Here is a 17,039-nt window from a genome sequence, read left to right as displayed (position 1 = left end):
ACAATAGCGCTCTGTGAGCGATTGGACCCCACAAAAGTTAACCTTTTGGAGACAGATCCCTATATTATTGGAAGTCCAAGAGGGTTGGTTGTGCCAAAAGACTTACCGGACCAAAAAGTAACCGCGTGTCTGTCGAGTGCCCATGAATTGGCTAGTCTAGAGCGAGATATTCGAGCCCTTCAAGCAGGAATGGATATACGGACGATTGATCAGCCATGGTCTCCAAGCCATATATTATCTGGGAACAAGCCTATTCTCATCGTAGAAGGGATGTCAGTAGCTTTTTTACCAAAATCTTTGTTTGATCAAACCATTTGTTTTTACACAGATGATCTTACGGAGCTAGAAAGACGATTAAGCAGAGACGTTGCCCAACGAAATCGAGAGATAGACTTCATCTATCGAACTCACCAGATCAGGCGAGAACAATACCATCAGTATTATCAACTGATGGAAGGCGAAGCGGATATCCTGGTCAATACATCACAAGATCAATTTTGTATTGAAAAAGAATAGGAAGTTCTACTGAAAAGTAGAACTTTTTTTCTATATAATAGCAACTTTTTTAGCACGTTTTTTCTTTCGAAAACACTTTCATCAAAAAAACGAAAAAAATCTTCTCAAATCCCTTGCATTGGGCCTTTGTTTGTGTTAAACTACTATGGTGCTGTGAAAAACAGCTATTAGCTTTGATGCAAGAGGTTGCGACACGCTCGGTTGCATTGCCACGCAACGCGCGTCGGTTTTCTTGTGGAGCTAGCCTATTATCTTAAATAGACGAAAAGGAGAAAAAGATGGCAAACAAAAAAATCCGCATCCGTTTGAAAGCGTACGAACACCGTACACTCGACACAGCGGCTGCAAAAATCGTAGAATCAGCTACTCGTACAGGTGCACAAGTTGCGGGGCCAATCCCACTTCCAACTGAGCGTAGCCTCTACACAATCATTCGTGCGACTCACAAATACAAAGATTCTCGCGAACAATTCGAAATGCGTACACACAAACGTTTGATCGACATCATCAACCCAACTCAAAAAACAGTTGACGCTTTGATGAAATTGGATCTTCCAAGTGGTGTAAACGTAGAAATCAAACTTTAATCTAAAGCTTGATCAAGAGCATAAAAAACGCTCGTTAAAAACTTTTTGAATAAAAAACTATAGAAAAGGAACTATTTTCTCATGACAAAAGGAATCTTAGGGAAAAAAGTGGGAATGACTCAAATCTTCACTGAAGCTGGCGAATTGATCCCTGTAACAGTTATCGAAGCAACTCCAAACGTTGTTCTTCAAGTTAAAACTGTTGAAACAGATGGTTACAACGCTATCCAAGTTGGTTTCGATGACAAACGCGAAGTATTGAGCAACAAACCTGCTAAAGGACATGTAGCAAAAGCTAACACGGCTCCTAAGCGCTTCATTCGTGAATTCAAAAACGTTGAAGGCTTGGAAGTTGGTGCTGAAATCACAGTTGACACTTTCGAAGCTGGAGACATTGTTGATGTAACTGGTACTTCTAAAGGTAAAGGTTTCCAAGGTGTTATCAAACGCCACGGACAATCACGTGGACCTATGGCTCACGGTTCTCGTTACCACCGTCGTCCAGGTTCTATGGGACCTGTTGCACCTAACCGCGTATTCAAAGGTAAAAACCTTGCAGGACGCATGGGTGGCGATCGTGTAACTATTCAAAACCTTGAAGTTGTACAAGTTGTTCCAGAAAAGAACGTTATCCTTATCAAAGGTAACGTACCAGGTGCTAAGAAATCTCTTATCACTATCAAGTCAGCAGTTAAAGCTGGTAAATAATAAGGAAAGGGGAATACAGTCAAAATGGCAAATGTAACATTATTCGACCAAACTGGTAAACAAGCGGGCGAAGTTGTTCTTAACGATGCGATCTTTGGTATCGAACCAAACCAAGCAGTTGTATTTGATGTGATCATCAGCCAACGTGCTAGCCTTCGTCAAGGAACTCACGCAGTTAAAAACCGTTCAGCCGTTTCAGGTGGCGGACGCAAACCATGGCGTCAAAAAGGAACTGGACGTGCTCGTCAAGGTTCTATCCGCTCTCCACAATGGCGTGGTGGTGGAATTGTCTTCGGACCAACTCCACGTAGCTATGCGTACAAACTTCCTCAAAAAGTTCGTCGCCTTGCACTTAAATCTGTTTACTCAGAAAAAGTTGCTGAAAACAAATTTGTAGCCGTTGATTCTCTTGAATTTACAGCTCCAAAAACTGCTGAATTTGCAAAAGTTCTTGCAGCTTTGAGCATCGATTCTAAAGTCCTTGTTATTCTTGAAGAAGGAAATGAATTCGCAGCTCTTTCAGCTCGTAACCTTCCAAACGTGAAAGTTGCGACTGCTACAACTGCAAGTGTTCTTGACATCGCAAATAGTGACAAACTTCTTGTTACTCAAGCAGCTATCTCTAAAATCGAGGAGGTTCTTGCATAATGAATTTGTATGATGTTATCAAAAAACCTGTTATCACTGAAAAGTCAATGGCTCAACTTGAAGCAGGCAAATATGTATTCGAAGTTGACACTCGCGCTCACAAACTTTTGATCAAACAAGCTGTTGAAGCTGCGTTTGAAGGTGTAAAAGTTGCGAATGTGAACACTGTAAACGTAAAACCTAAAGCAAAACGCGTTGGACGTTACACTGGTTTTACTTCAAAAACTAAAAAAGCTATCATCACGCTTGCAGCTGATTCTAAAGCAATCGAGTTGTTTGCTACTGAAGCTGAATAATCTAAGGAGGAAATATCGTGGGAATTCGTGTTTATAAACCAACAACAAACGGTCGCCGTAATATGACTTCTTTGGATTTCGCTGAAATCACAACAAACACACCTGAGAAAACTTTGCTTGTTTCTCTTAAAAACAAAGCAGGTCGTAACAACAACGGTCGTATCACTGTTCGTCACCAAGGTGGTGGACACAAACGTCATTACCGTTTGATCGATTTCAAACGTAACAAAGATGGAGTTGAAGCAGTCGTTAAAACGATCGAATACGATCCAAACCGCTCAGCTAACATTGCGCTTGTACACTACACTGACGGTGTGAAAGCATACATCATCGCCCCTAAAGGTCTTGAAGTAGGTCAACGCATCGTATCAGGACCAGAAGCAGATATCAAAGTCGGAAATGCTCTTCCACTTGCTAACATCCCAGTTGGTACTTTGATCCACAACATCGAATTGAAACCTGGTAAAGGTGGAGAATTGGTACGTGCTGCTGGAGCTTCTGCTCAAGTATTGGGTTCTGAAGGTAAATATGTACTTGTTCGTCTTCAATCGGGCGAAGTTCGTATGATTCTTGGAACTTGCCGTGCTACAGTTGGTGTTGTCGGAAACGAACAACATGGACTTGTTAACCTTGGTAAAGCGGGACGTAACCGCTGGAAAGGTGTTCGCCCTACAGTTCGTGGTTCTGTAATGAACCCGAATGATCACCCACACGGTGGTGGTGAAGGTAAAGCACCAGTTGGACGTAAAGCGCCATCTACTCCTTGGGGTAAACCTGCGCTTGGTCTTAAAACTCGTAACAAGAAAGCGAAATCTGACAAACTTATCGTTCGTCGTCGCAACCAAAAATAATCATAAGCAACTAGCTTACACTTTCCGCCAGCTCGGTAGCGCTGCATAGCAGCGCAAGCCGCTGTGGTACTAAATTTTAAAGGAGAAAATTACAAAATGGGACGTAGTCTTAAAAAAGGACCTTTCGTCGATGAGCATTTGATGAAAAAAGTTGAAGCTCAAGCAAACGACGAAAAGAAAAAAGTAATTAAAACTTGGTCACGTCGTTCAACGATCTTCCCAAGTTTCATCGGATACACTATCGCAGTTTATGATGGACGTAAACATGTACCTGTTTACATCCAAGAAGACATGGTAGGTCACAAGCTTGGTGAATTCGCACCAACTCGTACTTACAAAGGTCACGCGGCAGACGACAAGAAGACACGTAGAAAATAAGGAGAACATAAATGGCAGAAATTACTTCAGCTAAAGCAATGGCTCGTACAGTGCGTGTTTCACCTCGTAAATCACGTCTTGTTCTTGACAACATCCGTGGTAAAAGCGTAGCCGATGCCATCGCTATTTTGACATTCACACCAAACAAAGCTGCAGGGATCATCCTTAAAGTGTTGAACTCAGCAGTAGCAAACGCTGAAAACAACTTTGGTTTGGAAAAAGCTAACTTGGTAGTATCTGAAGCATTCGCAAACGAAGGACCAACAATGAAACGTTTCCGTCCACGTGCGAAAGGTTCAGCTTCACCAATCAACAAACGTACAGCTCACATCACAGTAGCTGTTGCAGAAAAATAAGGAGGTAAACTCGTGGGTCAAAAAGTACATCCAATTGGTATGCGTGTTGGTATCATCCGTGATTGGGATGCCAAATGGTATGCTGAAAAAGAATACGCGGATTACCTTCATGAAGATCTTGCAATCCGTAAATTCATTCAAAAAGAATTGGCTGACGCAGCCGTTTCAACTATTGAAATCGAACGCGCAGTAAACAAAGTTAACGTTTCTCTTCACACTGCTAAACCAGGTATGGTTATCGGTAAAGGTGGAGCAAACGTTGATGCACTTCGTGCAGCTCTTAACAAATTGACTGGTAAACAAGTACACATCAACATCATTGAGATCAAACGTCCTGACTTGGATGCTCACCTTGTTGGTGAAGGAATCGCTCGTCAATTGGAACAACGTGTTGCTTTCCGTCGTGCACAAAAACAAGCAATCCAACGTGCTATGCGTGCTGGAGCTAAAGGAATCAAAACTCAAGTATCAGGTCGTTTGAACGGTGCAGATATTGCCCGTGCAGAAGGATACTCTGAAGGAACTGTTCCACTCCACACACTTCGCGCTGATATCGATTACGCTTGGGAAGAAGCAGACACTACTTACGGTAAACTTGGTGTTAAAGTATGGATCTACCGTGGTGAAGTTCTTCCGGCTCGTAAAGACGCTAAAGGAGGTAAATAACCAATGTTAGTACCTAAACGTGTAAAACACCGTCGCGAATTCCGTGGTAAAATGCGCGGTGAAGCAAAAGGTGGAAAAGAAGTAGCATTCGGTGAATACGGTCTTCAAGCTACAACTAGCCACTGGATCACAAACCGTCAAATCGAAGCTGCTCGTATCGCCATGACTCGTTACATGAAACGTGGTGGTAAAGTTTGGATTAAGATTTTCCCACACAAATCATACACCGCTAAAGCTATCGGGGTACGTATGGGATCTGGTAAAGGGGCTCCTGAAGGTTGGGTAGCACCAGTTAAACGTGGTAAAGTGATGTTCGAAATCGCTGGTGTATCTGAAGAGATCGCACGCGAAGCACTTCGTCTTGCTAGCCACAAATTGCCAGTTAAAACTAAATTTGTGAAACGTGAAGCAGAATAAGGAGAGGTCATGAAACTTACAGAAGTAAAAGAATTTGTTAAAGAACTTCGTGGTCTTTCTCAAGAAGAACTCGCGAAGCGTGAAAATGAATTGAAGAAAGAATTGTTTGAACTTCGTTTCCAAGCAGCTGCTGGTCAATTGGAACAAACTGGACGTTTGAAAGAAGTGAAAAAACAAATCGCTCGTATCAAAACTGTTCAATCAGAAGCTAAATAATAGACTAGGGAAGGAGAATTTCAATGGAACGCAATAATCGTAAAGTTCTTGTTGGACGCGTTGTGTCTGACAAAATGGACAAAACAATCACAGTTGTAGTTGAAACTAAACGTAACCACCCAGTCTATGGTAAACGTATCAACTATTCTAAAAAATACAAAGCTCATGATGAAAACAATGTTGCTAAAGAAGGCGATATCGTTCGTATCATGGAAACTCGTCCGCTTTCAGCTACAAAACGCTTCCGTCTTGTAGAAGTCGTTGAAGAAGCGGTCATCATCTAATCATACCTGAAAGGAGAAAACGTAAATGATTCAAACAGAAACTCGTTTGAAAGTCGCTGACAACAGTGGCGCACGCGAAATCTTGACAATCAAAGTTCTTGGTGGTTCAAAACGTAAATTCGCGAGCATCGGTGATGTAATCGTTGCATCTGTAAAACAAGCTACTCCTGGTGGTGCGGTTAAGAAAGGTGACGTTGTAAAAGCTGTTATCGTTCGTACTAAATCAGGTGCTCGTCGTAAAGATGGTTCATACATCAAGTTCGACGAAAATGCAGCAGTGATCATCCGTGACGACAAAACTCCTCGCGGAACTCGTATCTTTGGTCCAGTTGCACGTGAATTGCGTGACGGTGGATTCATGAAGATCGTATCACTTGCTCCAGAAGTACTTTAATCAATCAAAAACAAACACAGTCCCCTGGCTCAGCCAGGGTGCCCATCGGGCGTAAGAATAAAAGGAGAATAAAATGTTTGTAAAAAAAGGCGACAAAGTTCGCGTTATTGCTGGTAAAGACAAAGGCGTAGAAGCTGTTGTTCTTACTGCTCTTCCAAAAGTAAATAAAGTTGTTGTAGAAGGTGTAAACATCATTAAGAAACACCAACGTCCAAATAACGAAAACCCTCAAGGTGCGATCGTTGAAAAAGAAGCTCCAATCCATGCTTCTAACGTTCAAGTTTTGGACAAAAACGGTGTTGCTGGACGTGTTGGCTACAAATTTGTAGACGGCAAAAAAGTTCGCTACAACAAAAAATCAGGCGAAGTGCTTGACTAATCACGAAGGAAAGGAGAAGTATAATGGCTAATCGTTTAAAAGAAAAATACCTTAATGAAGTAGTACCATCATTGACTGAACAGTTCAACTATTCATCAGTTATGGCTGTGCCAAAAGTTGATAAAATCGTTTTGAACATGGGTGTTGGTGATGCAGTATCAAATGCTAAGAACCTTGAAAAAGCTGCTGAAGAGCTTGCTTTGATCTCAGGTCAAAAACCATTGATCACTAAGGCTAAAAAATCAATCGCCGGCTTCCGTCTTCGTGAAGGTGTTGCGATCGGTGCAAAAGTTACCCTTCGTGGTGAACGTATGTACGAATTCTTGGATAAATTGGTAACAGTTTCACTTCCACGTGTACGTGACTTCCATGGTGTTCCAACAAAATCATTTGATGGACGCGGAAACTACACACTTGGTGTGAAAGAACAATTGATCTTCCCAGAAATCAACTTTGATGATGTTGATAAAACTCGTGGTTTGGATATCGTAATCGTAACTACAGCGAACACAGACGAAGAATCACGTGCATTGCTTACTGGCCTCGGTATGCCGTTTGCAAAATAATATAGGAGGTAAAACTAATGGCTAAAAAATCTATGATTGCTAAGAACAAACGCCCAGCGAAGTTCTCTACTCAAGCATACACTCGCTGTGAACGTTGTGGACGTCCACACTCAGTTTACCGCAAGTTTAAACTTTGCCGTGTTTGCTTCCGTGAATTGGCATACAAAGGTCAAATCCCAGGTGTCACAAAAGCATCTTGGTAATTTAAGATATCAAGGGCGTTAAAACTCCAAGTGAAAATAGGAAACTTGACGAAGAAACTTTAGTTTCTAGGAAAGTTTATCTTTTTCACACAGAGTTTAGCCCGGGTTCAGTTGGGCTTGCCAATTTGAACACGAGCTACAGCTTTGGCAAAAAAGACCAATTTTCTTTGGAGCATCGCTCCTGCATCAAATTGCCTATTTTTGCTCTCGCTGTTACGCTCTCTGTATCATGTATTAACTAGCAAGTGCAACTTGCAAACTACTAGTAAGAGGAGAAATTATAATGGTTATGACTGACCCAATCGCAGACTTCCTTACACGTATTCGTAACGCTAACCAAGCAAAACACGAAGTACTTGAAGTACCTGCATCAAACATCAAAAAAGGGATTGCTGAAATCCTTAAACGCGAAGGTTTTGTAAAAAACGTTGAATTCATCGAAGATGACAAACAAGGTATCATCCGTGTATTCTTGAAATATGGACAAAACGGTGAAAAAGTTATCACAAACTTGAAACGTGTATCTAAACCAGGTTTGCGTGTTTACAAAAAACGTGAAGATCTTCCAAAAGTTCTTAACGGACTTGGAATTGCTATCCTTTCAACTTCTGAAGGTTTGCTTACTGATAAAGAAGCACGCCAAAAGAACGTTGGTGGGGAAGTTATCGCTTACGTTTGGTAATATTTAGCTCCCAATTTCGTTGTGACTCTTCGTTGTTGTCTCTTGTCTAACCCAAAGTTATGTCTGTGAGACAATGCCTCGATTCACTTAGAAAATGAGACCTAAACATTAACTTTTAAATCAAAAAGATTTAAACCCCGTGAAAACTGGCCCGCAAAGGCCTGACAATTTAACAGGAGAATAAAAAACATGTCACGTATTGGTAATAAAGTTATCGTGTTGCCTGCTGGTGTTGAAATCACTAACAATGACAACGTTGTAACTGTAAAAGGACCTAAAGGAGAACTTACTCGTACGTTCTCAAAAGATATTGAAATCCGTGTGGAAGGTACTGAAGTAACACTTCACCGTCCAAACGATTCAAAAGAAATGAAAACAATCCACGGAACAACTCGTGCCCTTTTGAACAACATGGTTACTGGTGTATCAGAAGGATTCAAGAAAGAACTTGAAATGCGCGGGGTTGGATACCGTGCACAACTTCAAGGATCAAAACTTGTTTTGGCTGTTGGTAAATCACACCCAGACGAAGTTGAAGCTCCAGAAGGAATTACTTTTGAACTTCCAAACCCAACAACAATCGTTGTTAGCGGAATTTCAAAAGAAGTAGTTGGTCAAACAGCTGCTTATGTACGTAGCCTTCGTTCACCTGAACCATACAAAGGTAAAGGGATCCGTTATGTTGGTGAATACGTTCGCCGCAAAGAAGGTAAAACAGGTAAATAATGTAGTTTGGTTGTTTTTCAACCAAACTTCATCTTACCAACTCAGTGCTTAGCACATGATTTTAAAATTAAGAGGTGAAAATTGTGATTTCGAAACCAGATAAAAACAAAATCCGTCAAAAACGCCACCGTCGCGTTCGCGGAAAACTCTCTGGAACTGCTGATCGCCCACGTTTGAACGTATTTCGTTCTAATACAGGCATCTACGCTCAAGTAATTGATGACGTAGCGGGTGTAACGCTCGCAAGCGCTTCAACTCTTGACAAAGAAGTTTCAAAAGGAACTAAAACTGAACAAGCCGTTGTTGTCGGCAAACTTGTTGCTGAACGTGCAGTTGCTAAAGGTATTTCTGAAGTGGTGTTCGACCGCGGTGGATATCTATATCACGGACGTGTTAAAGCTTTGGCTGATGCAGCTCGTGAAAACGGATTGAAATTCTAATAGGAGGACACTAGAAAATGGCATTTAAAGATAATGCAGTTGAACTTGAAGAACGCGTAGTTGCCATCAACCGTGTAACAAAAGTTGTTAAAGGTGGACGTCGTCTTCGTTTTGCAGCTCTTGTAGTTGTTGGTGACCGTAATGGCCGTGTTGGATTTGGTACTGGTAAAGCTCAAGAAGTTCCAGAAGCAATCCGTAAGGCTGTTGAAGATGCTAAGAAAAACTTGATCGAAGTTCCTATGGTTGGAACAACAATTCCACACGAAGTAACATCAGTATTTGGTGGAGCTCGTGTATTGTTGAAACCAGCTATCGAAGGGGCTGGGGTTGCTGCAGGTGGAGCAGTTCGTGCCGTTGTCGAATTGGCAGGTATTGCAGATGTTACATCTAAATCACTTGGATCAAACACTCCAATCAACATCGTTCGTGCAACTGTTAACGGTTTGGCACAATTGAAACGCGCTGATGAAGTTGCTGCCCTTCGTGGTATTTCAGTTTCTGACTTGGCTTAAGAAAGGAGATTCAAATGGCTCAAATTAAAATTACTTTGACTAAGTCTCCAATCGGACGCATCCCGTCACAACGTAAAACTGTTGTAGCACTTGGACTTGGCAAATTGAACAGCTCTGTTATTAAAGAAGATAACCCAGCAGTACGTGGTATGATCACTGCTGTATCTCACTTGGTAACAGTTGAAGAAGTAAAATAATCTATTTAAAATAGAAACAAAGTTTTCAGGGGTATGAGAGATTCTCATCCCCTAAAACTAAATATAAGTATAGGCGAGTTTGTAGTTAGGACACCTTTTCCTGATTACATGCGTTAGCAATTTACAAAAGAGGAGAAAATAAATAATGAAACTTCATGAATTACAACCTGCTACAGGTTCACGTAAAGTCCGCAACCGTGTTGGTCGTGGTACTTCATCTGGTAATGGTAAAACTTCTGGCCGTGGTCAAAAAGGTCAAAAAGCTCGTAGCGGTGGCGGTGTACGTCTTGGTTTTGAAGGTGGACAAACTCCATTGTTCCGTCGTCTTCCAAAACGTGGATTTACAAACATCAACGCTAAAGAATATGCTATTGTGAACCTTGATCAATTGAACGCCTTTGAAGATGGTGCTGAAGTAACTCCAGTAGTACTTGTAGAATCAGGAATTGTAAAAGCTGAAAAATCAGGTATCAAAATTCTTGGTAACGGAGAATTGACTAAGAAGTTGACTGTTAAAGCAGCTAAATTCTCTAAATCAGCTGAAGAAGCTATCACTGCTAAAGGTGGTTCAGTTGAAGTCATCTAAGTGAGGTGACCTATGTTTTTTAAATTATTAAAAGATGCATTTAAGGTGAAACAAGTACGGTCGAAGATTTTATTTACGATCTTCATCATTCTTGTTTTCCGCATTGGGACCACGATTACAGTGCCTGGTGTAAATGCGAAAATTCTGAACAACCTTCAAGATGTGTCCTTCTTGAACATGCTCAGTTTGGTTTCTGGGAATGCCATGAGGAACTTCTCAGTTTTCGCATTAGGGGTTAGCCCATACATTACAGCTTCGATCGTCGTGCAACTTTTGCAAATGGATCTGTTGCCTAAGTTTGTTGAATGGGGCAAACAAGGGGAAGTTGGTCGAAGAAAGCTCAACCAAGCAACACGCTATATTTCTTTGGTTCTAGCCTTTGTTCAATCCATCGGGATTACAGCCACCTTCCACACTTTGTCTCAGGCGAAATTAGTCGCAACTCCAAATACCAAGACCTATCTATTAATCGGTGCGATTCTGACGACCGGTTCCATGATTGTGACTTGGCTTGGAGAACAAATCACAGATAAAGGGTACGGTAATGGTGTTTCAATGATTATCTTTGCAGGGATTGTGTCATCAATTCCTGAGATGATTAAAGAAATCTATGAAAATGCATTTGTGAATGTTCGTTCTGGTCAAATGACCAATTCCCTCATTTTTGTTGGGGTATTAATCCTTGCTGTCTTGGTTATTGTTTACTTTACAACCTTTGTGGAGCAAGCACAATACAAGATTCCAATCCAATATACAAAGATTGCACAAGGAGCTCCATCAAGTTCTTACCTACCTTTGAAAGTAAACCCAGCAGGAGTTATTCCTGTCATCTTCGCTAGTTCGATTACAGCAGCGCCTGCTGCAATTTTCCAAGTGATTAGCGCTATGGGTTACAATGCAGGATGGGTGAAAACAGCTCAAGCCATGTTGGCTACAAACACACCAACTGGTGTGGCAATGTATGCCTTATTGATCATTCTCTTCACCTTCTTCTACACGTTTGTTCAGATCAATCCTGAAAAAACGGCAGAAAACCTTCAAAAGAGTGGTGCCTATATCCCAGGCGTCCGCCCTGGTAAGGGGACAGAAGAGTTTATGTCTCGTTTGCTACGTCGTTTAGCAAGCGTCGGATCAGTATTCCTTGGCTTTATTACCATCATTCCAATCCTGGCTCGAGATTTATTTGGTTTGACAGATGCAGTTGCTCTTGGAGGAACTAGTTTGTTAATCATTATTTCAACAGGTATTGAGGGAATGAAACAATTAGAAGGCTACTTATTAAAACGTAAGTATGTCGGATTTATGGACACAACAACAGAATAGAATAAGGTTGACTTTGTCAGCCTTCTATTTTGTTTTTAAATGGAAATAGGAATTCGCTCCTGCTTCCATTTAAAAACAAAATAAGGAGAATTCATCATGAATCTTTTAATTATGGGGTTGCCTGGAGCAGGTAAAGGAACTCAAGCAGCTAAAATCGTTGAAGAGTTTCACGTAGCGCATATCTCCACTGGAGATATGTTCCGCGCAGCGATGGCTAACCAAACTGAAATGGGTGTGCTTGCAAAATCATACATTGATAAAGGTGAGTTGGTACCAGATGAAGTAACCAATGGAATTGTAAAAGAACGCCTTGCTCAAGATGATATTAAAGAAACAGGTTTCTTGTTAGACGGATATCCACGTACCATTGAGCAAGCTCATGCTTTAGATAAAACATTGGCTGAACTTGGTATTGAGCTTGAAGGTGTTATCAACATCGAAGTAAATCCAGACAGTCTTTTAGAGCGTTTGAGCGGACGTATCATTCATCGTCAAACTGGAGAAACTTTCCATAAAGTATTCAATCCACCAGTTGATTACAAAGAGGAAGATTACTACCAACGTGAAGATGATAAACCTGAGACAGTAAAACGTCGTTTGGATGTTAATATTGCCCAAGGTGAACCAATCATTGAATTTTATCGTTCAAAAGGACTCGTACATGACATCCAAGGGAACCAAGATATCAATGATGTATTTTCAGACATTGAAAAAGTCTTGTCAAATTTGAAATAAAAACGTTTTAGTCACTTGCAATATTTGACAACAAGTGTTACAATTAGTTAGTCTGACTTATAATTGTTACCTCTGTGCTCAGAGGAATGAATCGAAATTTATGGAGGTACTTTTGCGTGGCAAAAGACGATGTGATTGAAGTAGAAGGCAAAGTAGTCGATACAATGCCGAATGCTATGTTTACGGTTGAACTTGAAAATGGACATCAGATTTTAGCAACAGTTTCTGGTAAAATTCGTAAAAACTATATTCGTATTTTAGCGGGAGATCGTGTTACAGTGGAGATGAGTCCGTACGATTTGACACGTGGACGTATCACATACCGCTTTAAATAATCGAAAAACTTGGAGGGATAAAAATGAAAGTAAGACCATCGGTCAAACCAATTTGCGAATACTGTAAAGTAATTCGTCGTAATGGTCGTGTTATGGTAATTTGCCCAGCAAATCCAAAACACAAACAACGTCAAGGATAAGATAGAAAGGAGAAAACATGGCTCGTATTGCTGGAGTTGACATTCCAAATGACAAACGTGTAGTAATTTCATTGACTTATGTGTACGGTATCGGACTTCCAACATCTAAGAAAATCCTCGCTGCCGCAGGTGTTTCTGAAGATATTCGTGTTCGTGATCTTACACCAGATCAAGAAGATGCTATCCGTCGTGAAGTTGACGCAATCAAAGTTGAAGGTGACCTTCGTCGTGAAGTAAACTTGAACATCAAACGTTTGATGGAAATCGGTTCATACCGTGGTATCCGTCACCGTCGTGGACTTCCAGTTCGTGGACAAAACACTAAAAACAATGCTCGCACTCGTAAAGGTAAAGCTGTTGCGATTGCAGGTAAGAAAAAATAAAATAAAATAAGGAGGTGAAAATCTTGGCTAAACCAACACGTAAACGTCGTGTGAAAAAGAATATCGAATCTGGTATTGCTCATATTCACGCTACATTTAACAACACAATTGTTATGATTACTGATGTGCATGGTAACGCAATCGCTTGGTCATCTGCAGGTGCACTTGGATTTAAAGGTTCTCGTAAATCTACACCATTTGCTGCTCAAATGGCATCAGAAGCTGCTGCAAAAGCTGCTCAAGAACACGGACTTAAATCTGTTGAAGTAACTGTTAAAGGTCCTGGTTCAGGTCGTGAGTCTGCTATTCGTGCACTTGCTGCTGCTGGTCTTGAAGTAACTGCAATCCGCGATGTAACTCCTGTACCACACAATGGTGCTCGTCCTCCAAAACGTCGCCGTGTATAATCATCAACAATTACACAGCTTTTCGTTTAAGAGGGAGTATAGCAAATGATTGAGTTTGAAAAACCAAATATAACAAAAATTGATGAAAATAAAGATTATGGCGTGTTTGTCGTAGAACCACTTGAACGTGGCTATGGTACAACACTTGGAAACTCACTTCGTCGTGTACTTCTAGCTTCACTTCCAGGTGCGGCTGTTACTTCAATCAACATTGAAGGTGTACTCCACGAATTTGATACGGTTCCAGGAGTTCGTGAAGACGTTATGCAAATTATTCTTAACGTTAAAGGAATCGCCGTTAAATCTTACGTCCAAGACGAAAAGATTATTGAACTTGATGTAGAAGGACCTGCAGAAGTAACTGCTGGAGATATTCTTACTGATAGTGACATCGAAATTGTAAACCCTGATCATTATCTATTTACAATCGGAGAGGGAGCATCTTTGAAAGCGACGCTTACTGTAAACAGTGGACGTGGCTATGTTCCAGCTGATCAAAACAAAAAAGATGATGCACCAGTGGGAACACTTGCTGTAGATTCAATCTATACGCCAGTGACTAAAGTCAATTACCAAGTTGAACCAGCACGCGTTGGTAGCAACGATGGCTTTGACAAGCTAACCCTTGAAATTTTGACAAATGGGACAATCATTCCAGAAGATGCCTTAGGTTTGTCTGCTCGTATTTTGACAGAACACCTAAATCTATTCACAAACTTAACTGAAATTGCTATTGCAACAGATGTTATGAAGGAAGTAGATACAACTTCTGATGATCGCATTTTAGAACGTACGATCGAAGAATTAGATCTTTCAGTTCGTTCATATAACTGTTTGAAACGTGCTGGCATTAATACTGTTTACGATTTGACTGAAAAATCAGAAGCAGAAATGATGAAAGTTCGTAACTTGGGACGTAAGAGTCTTGAAGAAGTTAAAATCAAACTTGCCGACTTAGGCCTTGGGTTAAAAAACGATAAATAGAGGAGGAATACATGGCTTACCGTAAACTAGGACGCACTAGCTCACAACGTAAAGCAATGCTTCGCGATTTGACTACAGATCTTATCATCAATGAAGCAATTGTTACAACTGAAGCACGTGCGAAAGAAATCCGTAAATCAGTTGAAAAAATGATTACTTTGGGTAAACGTGGTGATTTGCATGCACGTCGTCAAGCTGCTGCATTCGTACGTAACGAAGTTGCATCACAAAACTTTGATGAAGAAACAGGTAAATACTCAGAAACAACTGCACTTCAAAAATTGTTCTCTGAATTAGCACCTCGTTATGCTGAGCGCAATGGTGGATATACTCGTATCCTTAAAACTGAACCACGTCGTGGTGATGCTGCGCCAATGGCTATCATCGAATTGGTATAATATCATCAATTTTGTTGAGTGTTATGATGATGGAATACACTGTTATTCTTAGTCTAGCTCTGGTCTACCGCTGGGGATTTTCCCCAGCGGGAACACTCATCATATTGAATGAATGGTAGACGCTTGTTTACGAAATTGCTTTAATTTAAAACAATTTCGTAAGCAGGCGTTTTGTCTTGTTTTCGTGAGTAGTCGAGAATAGCAAAAAATGATATAATGGAACCCATATCTCCAATAGAAGAAAAAGGATTCAATGACAAAACAACAAGCAATTAAATTACTAAAAGAGAAGTACCTTAGTAATATGAAAGAGGATTCGGAACTCTTTGTCGGAGTTGAATTAGAGTTTCCGATTGTAGAAACAAATGGAAACAAAACAAATATAGAGGTGACGAAAAATCTTTTTCGAACCTTAGCCAACTTATCAGATTTTGAAGTTGAAAAAATAGATGACGATCAAAATCCAATTCAATTAGTTCACTGCTCTTCTAAAGATCGTATTCTATTCGAGTTGAGTTACAATACAATTGAATTTGCATTTGAGAGAGCTCGTTCTATAAATGAGGTGGCCAAACGTTTTGAGGACTATTTGAAGATTATTCAACCGATTTTGCAAGAAAATAATCACGAAATCCAAGGGCACGGAATCCATCCTCTGTGGCAAGAAAATGATAATAGCCCAGTGAAAATCGAACGATACAAGATGTTAATGGCTTTCCTTGCAATGAATGGTACAGGGATGAAAACACACTCTTATCCTTCGTACGGAGCATTTATATGCGGAAACCAGGTTCAATTGGATGTAAGGCGCGATAACTATCTTCGCATCATTAATGCCTTTAATAAAATTGAAGCAGCAAAAGCATATTTGTTTTCTAACTCAGAATTTTCAGCAGAGGTTTGGGATACAAAAATTGCCAGAGATATTTTCTGGGAAGAATCCTTACATGGTTATTATAAGGAAAATGTAGGGATTTATCCTAAGGACTACCAAAGCGAAGAAGAGTTTTTTAATAATCTCGATAGAACGGCTATTTTTACGGCAACAAGAGAGGGCAAATCATATTATTTTAAACCAATTCGAGTCGAGGACTATCTAGATCAAAAAGAAATTACAGCCTATACGGCTGATGGAAATGAGAAAATCATTAACCCTGTAAAAGAAGATCTAAAACAACATCGAAGTTACCAATTTCAAGATCTAACTGCTCGTGGAACTGTAGAATTTAGAAGTGTTTGTACACAACCATTAGAAACCACATTTGCCCCGATAGCCTTTGAGTTGGGCTTATTTGTACAGTTAGAAAAACTGGAAAACTATTTAGAGGATTGTTCATTTTTTAAAAATGAAGAACAGGACTATCGAAAACTTAGAAAGAAATATTCAAAGAAAATTCTAAGTAAAGAAGAAAAAGAAGCGATCCAATCCTTTTCAAAAGATCTTCTAGACATAGCTGAAGCAGGTTTAATGAAAAGAGGTTGCGGAGAAGAGAAATTTCTCATCATTAACAAAGAACTAGACTAATAGAAAAGCCTGTAATGCAGGCTTTTCTTTGTTTCTTTCAAAAAAACTTTCAAAAAAATAAATTTTTTTAAGAAAAAGTATTGACAGTAAGGGTAGGTCATGATATACTAATATAGTTGTCGCGCGAGAGCGACAAAGACCTTTGAAAACTGAACAAGACGAACCAATGTGCAGGGCGCTATAACTAAGGTTATAGTAACT

General features: G+C 40.3%; 31 protein-coding genes. All 31 read left to right on the top strand.

What is annotated here, in order from left to right:
• Positions 1–516 (top strand): phosphoribulokinase (locus SPADD19_RS12080; protein WP_241496577.1); only part of this gene is annotated, 516 nt, incomplete at its 5' end.
• A gap of 278 nt (positions 517–794) precedes the next feature.
• Positions 795–1,103 carry a 30S ribosomal protein S10 gene (rpsJ, locus tag SPADD19_RS09760; protein ID WP_003009585.1) on the top strand — a complete coding sequence of 103 codons (309 nt, stop codon included), beginning with the start codon at positions 795–797 and terminating at the stop codon, positions 1,101–1,103.
• Between the two features lie 81 nt (positions 1,104–1,184).
• Complete coding sequence (gene rplC, locus SPADD19_RS09755) at positions 1,185–1,811, top strand: 50S ribosomal protein L3 (RefSeq protein WP_003010846.1); 627 nt, start codon at positions 1,185–1,187, stop codon at positions 1,809–1,811.
• Positions 1,812–1,835: 24 nt separating this feature from the next.
• Positions 1,836–2,459: a 50S ribosomal protein L4 gene (rplD, locus tag SPADD19_RS09750; protein WP_003009591.1), complete on the top strand. Its 624-nt coding sequence runs from the start codon at positions 1,836–1,838 to the stop codon at positions 2,457–2,459.
• Entirely contained in the window at positions 2,459–2,755 is a 297-nt protein-coding gene (locus SPADD19_RS09745; RefSeq protein ID WP_003009593.1) for a 50S ribosomal protein L23, read from the top strand. The genes rplD and SPADD19_RS09745 overlap by 1 nt, the downstream gene beginning before the upstream one ends.
• A gap of 17 nt (positions 2,756–2,772) precedes the next feature.
• Positions 2,773–3,606, top strand: a complete 834-nt coding sequence (rplB, locus tag SPADD19_RS09740) for a 50S ribosomal protein L2 (protein ID WP_000512900.1) — start codon at positions 2,773–2,775, stop codon at positions 3,604–3,606.
• Positions 3,607–3,702: 96 nt separating this feature from the next.
• On the top strand, positions 3,703–3,984 hold the full coding sequence (gene rpsS, locus SPADD19_RS09735; RefSeq protein WP_000533766.1) for a 30S ribosomal protein S19: 282 nt from the start codon (positions 3,703–3,705) through the stop codon (positions 3,982–3,984).
• Positions 3,985–3,995: 11 nt separating this feature from the next.
• Positions 3,996–4,340 (top strand): 50S ribosomal protein L22, encoded by a 345-nt coding sequence (gene rplV / locus SPADD19_RS09730; protein WP_000818139.1) that lies wholly within the window; start codon positions 3,996–3,998, stop codon positions 4,338–4,340.
• A gap of 12 nt (positions 4,341–4,352) precedes the next feature.
• Positions 4,353–5,006 carry a 30S ribosomal protein S3 gene (rpsC, locus tag SPADD19_RS09725; RefSeq protein ID WP_003002336.1) on the top strand — a complete coding sequence of 218 codons (654 nt, stop codon included), beginning with the start codon at positions 4,353–4,355 and terminating at the stop codon, positions 5,004–5,006.
• A 3-nt stretch (positions 5,007–5,009) separates the two neighbouring features.
• Entirely contained in the window at positions 5,010–5,423 is a 414-nt protein-coding gene (gene rplP / locus SPADD19_RS09720; protein ID WP_000960947.1) for a 50S ribosomal protein L16, read from the top strand.
• Positions 5,424–5,432: 9 nt separating this feature from the next.
• Positions 5,433–5,639 (top strand): 50S ribosomal protein L29, encoded by a 207-nt coding sequence (gene rpmC, locus SPADD19_RS09715; RefSeq protein WP_003002350.1) that lies wholly within the window; start codon positions 5,433–5,435, stop codon positions 5,637–5,639.
• Between the two features lie 23 nt (positions 5,640–5,662).
• The gene (rpsQ, locus tag SPADD19_RS09710; protein ID WP_000440801.1) at positions 5,663–5,923 is read left to right on the top strand and encodes a 30S ribosomal protein S17; all 261 of its coding nucleotides are present in this window, start codon (positions 5,663–5,665) and stop codon (positions 5,921–5,923) included.
• 25 nt (positions 5,924–5,948) lie between these two features.
• Positions 5,949–6,317, top strand: coding sequence for a 50S ribosomal protein L14 (gene rplN, locus SPADD19_RS09705; RefSeq protein ID WP_003002384.1), 369 nt, complete (start codon positions 5,949–5,951; stop codon positions 6,315–6,317).
• 73 nt (positions 6,318–6,390) lie between these two features.
• Positions 6,391–6,696: a 50S ribosomal protein L24 gene (gene rplX / locus SPADD19_RS09700; protein ID WP_003002315.1), complete on the top strand. Its 306-nt coding sequence runs from the start codon at positions 6,391–6,393 to the stop codon at positions 6,694–6,696.
• A 23-nt stretch (positions 6,697–6,719) separates the two neighbouring features.
• Complete coding sequence (gene rplE, locus SPADD19_RS09695; RefSeq protein ID WP_003009606.1) at positions 6,720–7,262, top strand: 50S ribosomal protein L5; 543 nt, start codon at positions 6,720–6,722, stop codon at positions 7,260–7,262.
• A gap of 17 nt (positions 7,263–7,279) precedes the next feature.
• Positions 7,280–7,465, top strand: a complete 186-nt coding sequence (locus tag SPADD19_RS09690) for a type Z 30S ribosomal protein S14 (protein WP_001085699.1) — start codon at positions 7,280–7,282, stop codon at positions 7,463–7,465.
• A gap of 283 nt (positions 7,466–7,748) precedes the next feature.
• A complete protein-coding gene (gene rpsH, locus SPADD19_RS09685; RefSeq protein WP_003010897.1) occupies positions 7,749–8,147 on the top strand; it encodes a 30S ribosomal protein S8 in 399 nt (132 codons plus the stop codon).
• Between the two features lie 189 nt (positions 8,148–8,336).
• Positions 8,337–8,873: a 50S ribosomal protein L6 gene (rplF, locus tag SPADD19_RS09680; RefSeq protein WP_003010839.1), complete on the top strand. Its 537-nt coding sequence runs from the start codon at positions 8,337–8,339 to the stop codon at positions 8,871–8,873.
• Positions 8,874–8,956: 83 nt separating this feature from the next.
• Positions 8,957–9,313 (top strand): 50S ribosomal protein L18, encoded by a 357-nt coding sequence (rplR, locus tag SPADD19_RS09675; RefSeq protein ID WP_003010871.1) that lies wholly within the window; start codon positions 8,957–8,959, stop codon positions 9,311–9,313.
• Between the two features lie 17 nt (positions 9,314–9,330).
• Positions 9,331–9,825, top strand: a complete 495-nt coding sequence (gene rpsE / locus SPADD19_RS09670; protein WP_003009617.1) for a 30S ribosomal protein S5 — start codon at positions 9,331–9,333, stop codon at positions 9,823–9,825.
• A 14-nt stretch (positions 9,826–9,839) separates the two neighbouring features.
• Positions 9,840–10,022 (top strand): 50S ribosomal protein L30, encoded by a 183-nt coding sequence (rpmD, locus tag SPADD19_RS09665; RefSeq protein ID WP_002894509.1) that lies wholly within the window; start codon positions 9,840–9,842, stop codon positions 10,020–10,022.
• A gap of 145 nt (positions 10,023–10,167) precedes the next feature.
• Positions 10,168–10,608: a 50S ribosomal protein L15 gene (gene rplO / locus SPADD19_RS09660; RefSeq protein ID WP_003002405.1), complete on the top strand. Its 441-nt coding sequence runs from the start codon at positions 10,168–10,170 to the stop codon at positions 10,606–10,608.
• A 12-nt stretch (positions 10,609–10,620) separates the two neighbouring features.
• The gene (secY, locus tag SPADD19_RS09655) at positions 10,621–11,931 is read left to right on the top strand and encodes a preprotein translocase subunit SecY (protein WP_023920186.1); all 1,311 of its coding nucleotides are present in this window, start codon (positions 10,621–10,623) and stop codon (positions 11,929–11,931) included.
• A gap of 96 nt (positions 11,932–12,027) precedes the next feature.
• Positions 12,028–12,666: an adenylate kinase gene (locus tag SPADD19_RS09650; protein WP_021154254.1), complete on the top strand. Its 639-nt coding sequence runs from the start codon at positions 12,028–12,030 to the stop codon at positions 12,664–12,666.
• Positions 12,667–12,782: 116 nt separating this feature from the next.
• The gene (infA, locus tag SPADD19_RS09645; protein WP_001029883.1) at positions 12,783–13,001 is read left to right on the top strand and encodes a translation initiation factor IF-1; all 219 of its coding nucleotides are present in this window, start codon (positions 12,783–12,785) and stop codon (positions 12,999–13,001) included.
• A 23-nt stretch (positions 13,002–13,024) separates the two neighbouring features.
• Positions 13,025–13,141, top strand: a complete 117-nt coding sequence (rpmJ, locus tag SPADD19_RS11825; protein ID WP_001808836.1) for a 50S ribosomal protein L36 — start codon at positions 13,025–13,027, stop codon at positions 13,139–13,141.
• Between the two features lie 17 nt (positions 13,142–13,158).
• Positions 13,159–13,524, top strand: a complete 366-nt coding sequence (gene rpsM / locus SPADD19_RS09640) for a 30S ribosomal protein S13 (RefSeq protein ID WP_003009631.1) — start codon at positions 13,159–13,161, stop codon at positions 13,522–13,524.
• Positions 13,525–13,547: 23 nt separating this feature from the next.
• Positions 13,548–13,931 (top strand): 30S ribosomal protein S11, encoded by a 384-nt coding sequence (gene rpsK, locus SPADD19_RS09635; RefSeq protein ID WP_003002390.1) that lies wholly within the window; start codon positions 13,548–13,550, stop codon positions 13,929–13,931.
• 45 nt (positions 13,932–13,976) lie between these two features.
• The gene (locus tag SPADD19_RS09630; RefSeq protein WP_003009635.1) at positions 13,977–14,915 is read left to right on the top strand and encodes a DNA-directed RNA polymerase subunit alpha; all 939 of its coding nucleotides are present in this window, start codon (positions 13,977–13,979) and stop codon (positions 14,913–14,915) included.
• Positions 14,916–14,926: 11 nt separating this feature from the next.
• The gene (rplQ, locus tag SPADD19_RS09625; RefSeq protein ID WP_003002399.1) at positions 14,927–15,313 is read left to right on the top strand and encodes a 50S ribosomal protein L17; all 387 of its coding nucleotides are present in this window, start codon (positions 14,927–14,929) and stop codon (positions 15,311–15,313) included.
• 253 nt (positions 15,314–15,566) lie between these two features.
• Entirely contained in the window at positions 15,567–16,838 is a 1,272-nt protein-coding gene (locus SPADD19_RS09620; protein ID WP_061455884.1) for a glutamate-cysteine ligase family protein, read from the top strand.
• Positions 16,839–17,039: the final 201 nt, after the last annotated feature.

It is taken from the genome of Streptococcus parasanguinis, from assembly GCF_001578955.1.
Lineage (GTDB): Bacteria > Bacillota > Bacilli > Lactobacillales > Streptococcaceae > Streptococcus > Streptococcus parasanguinis_U.
This window is presented reverse-complemented; position numbering and strand designations above follow the sequence as displayed.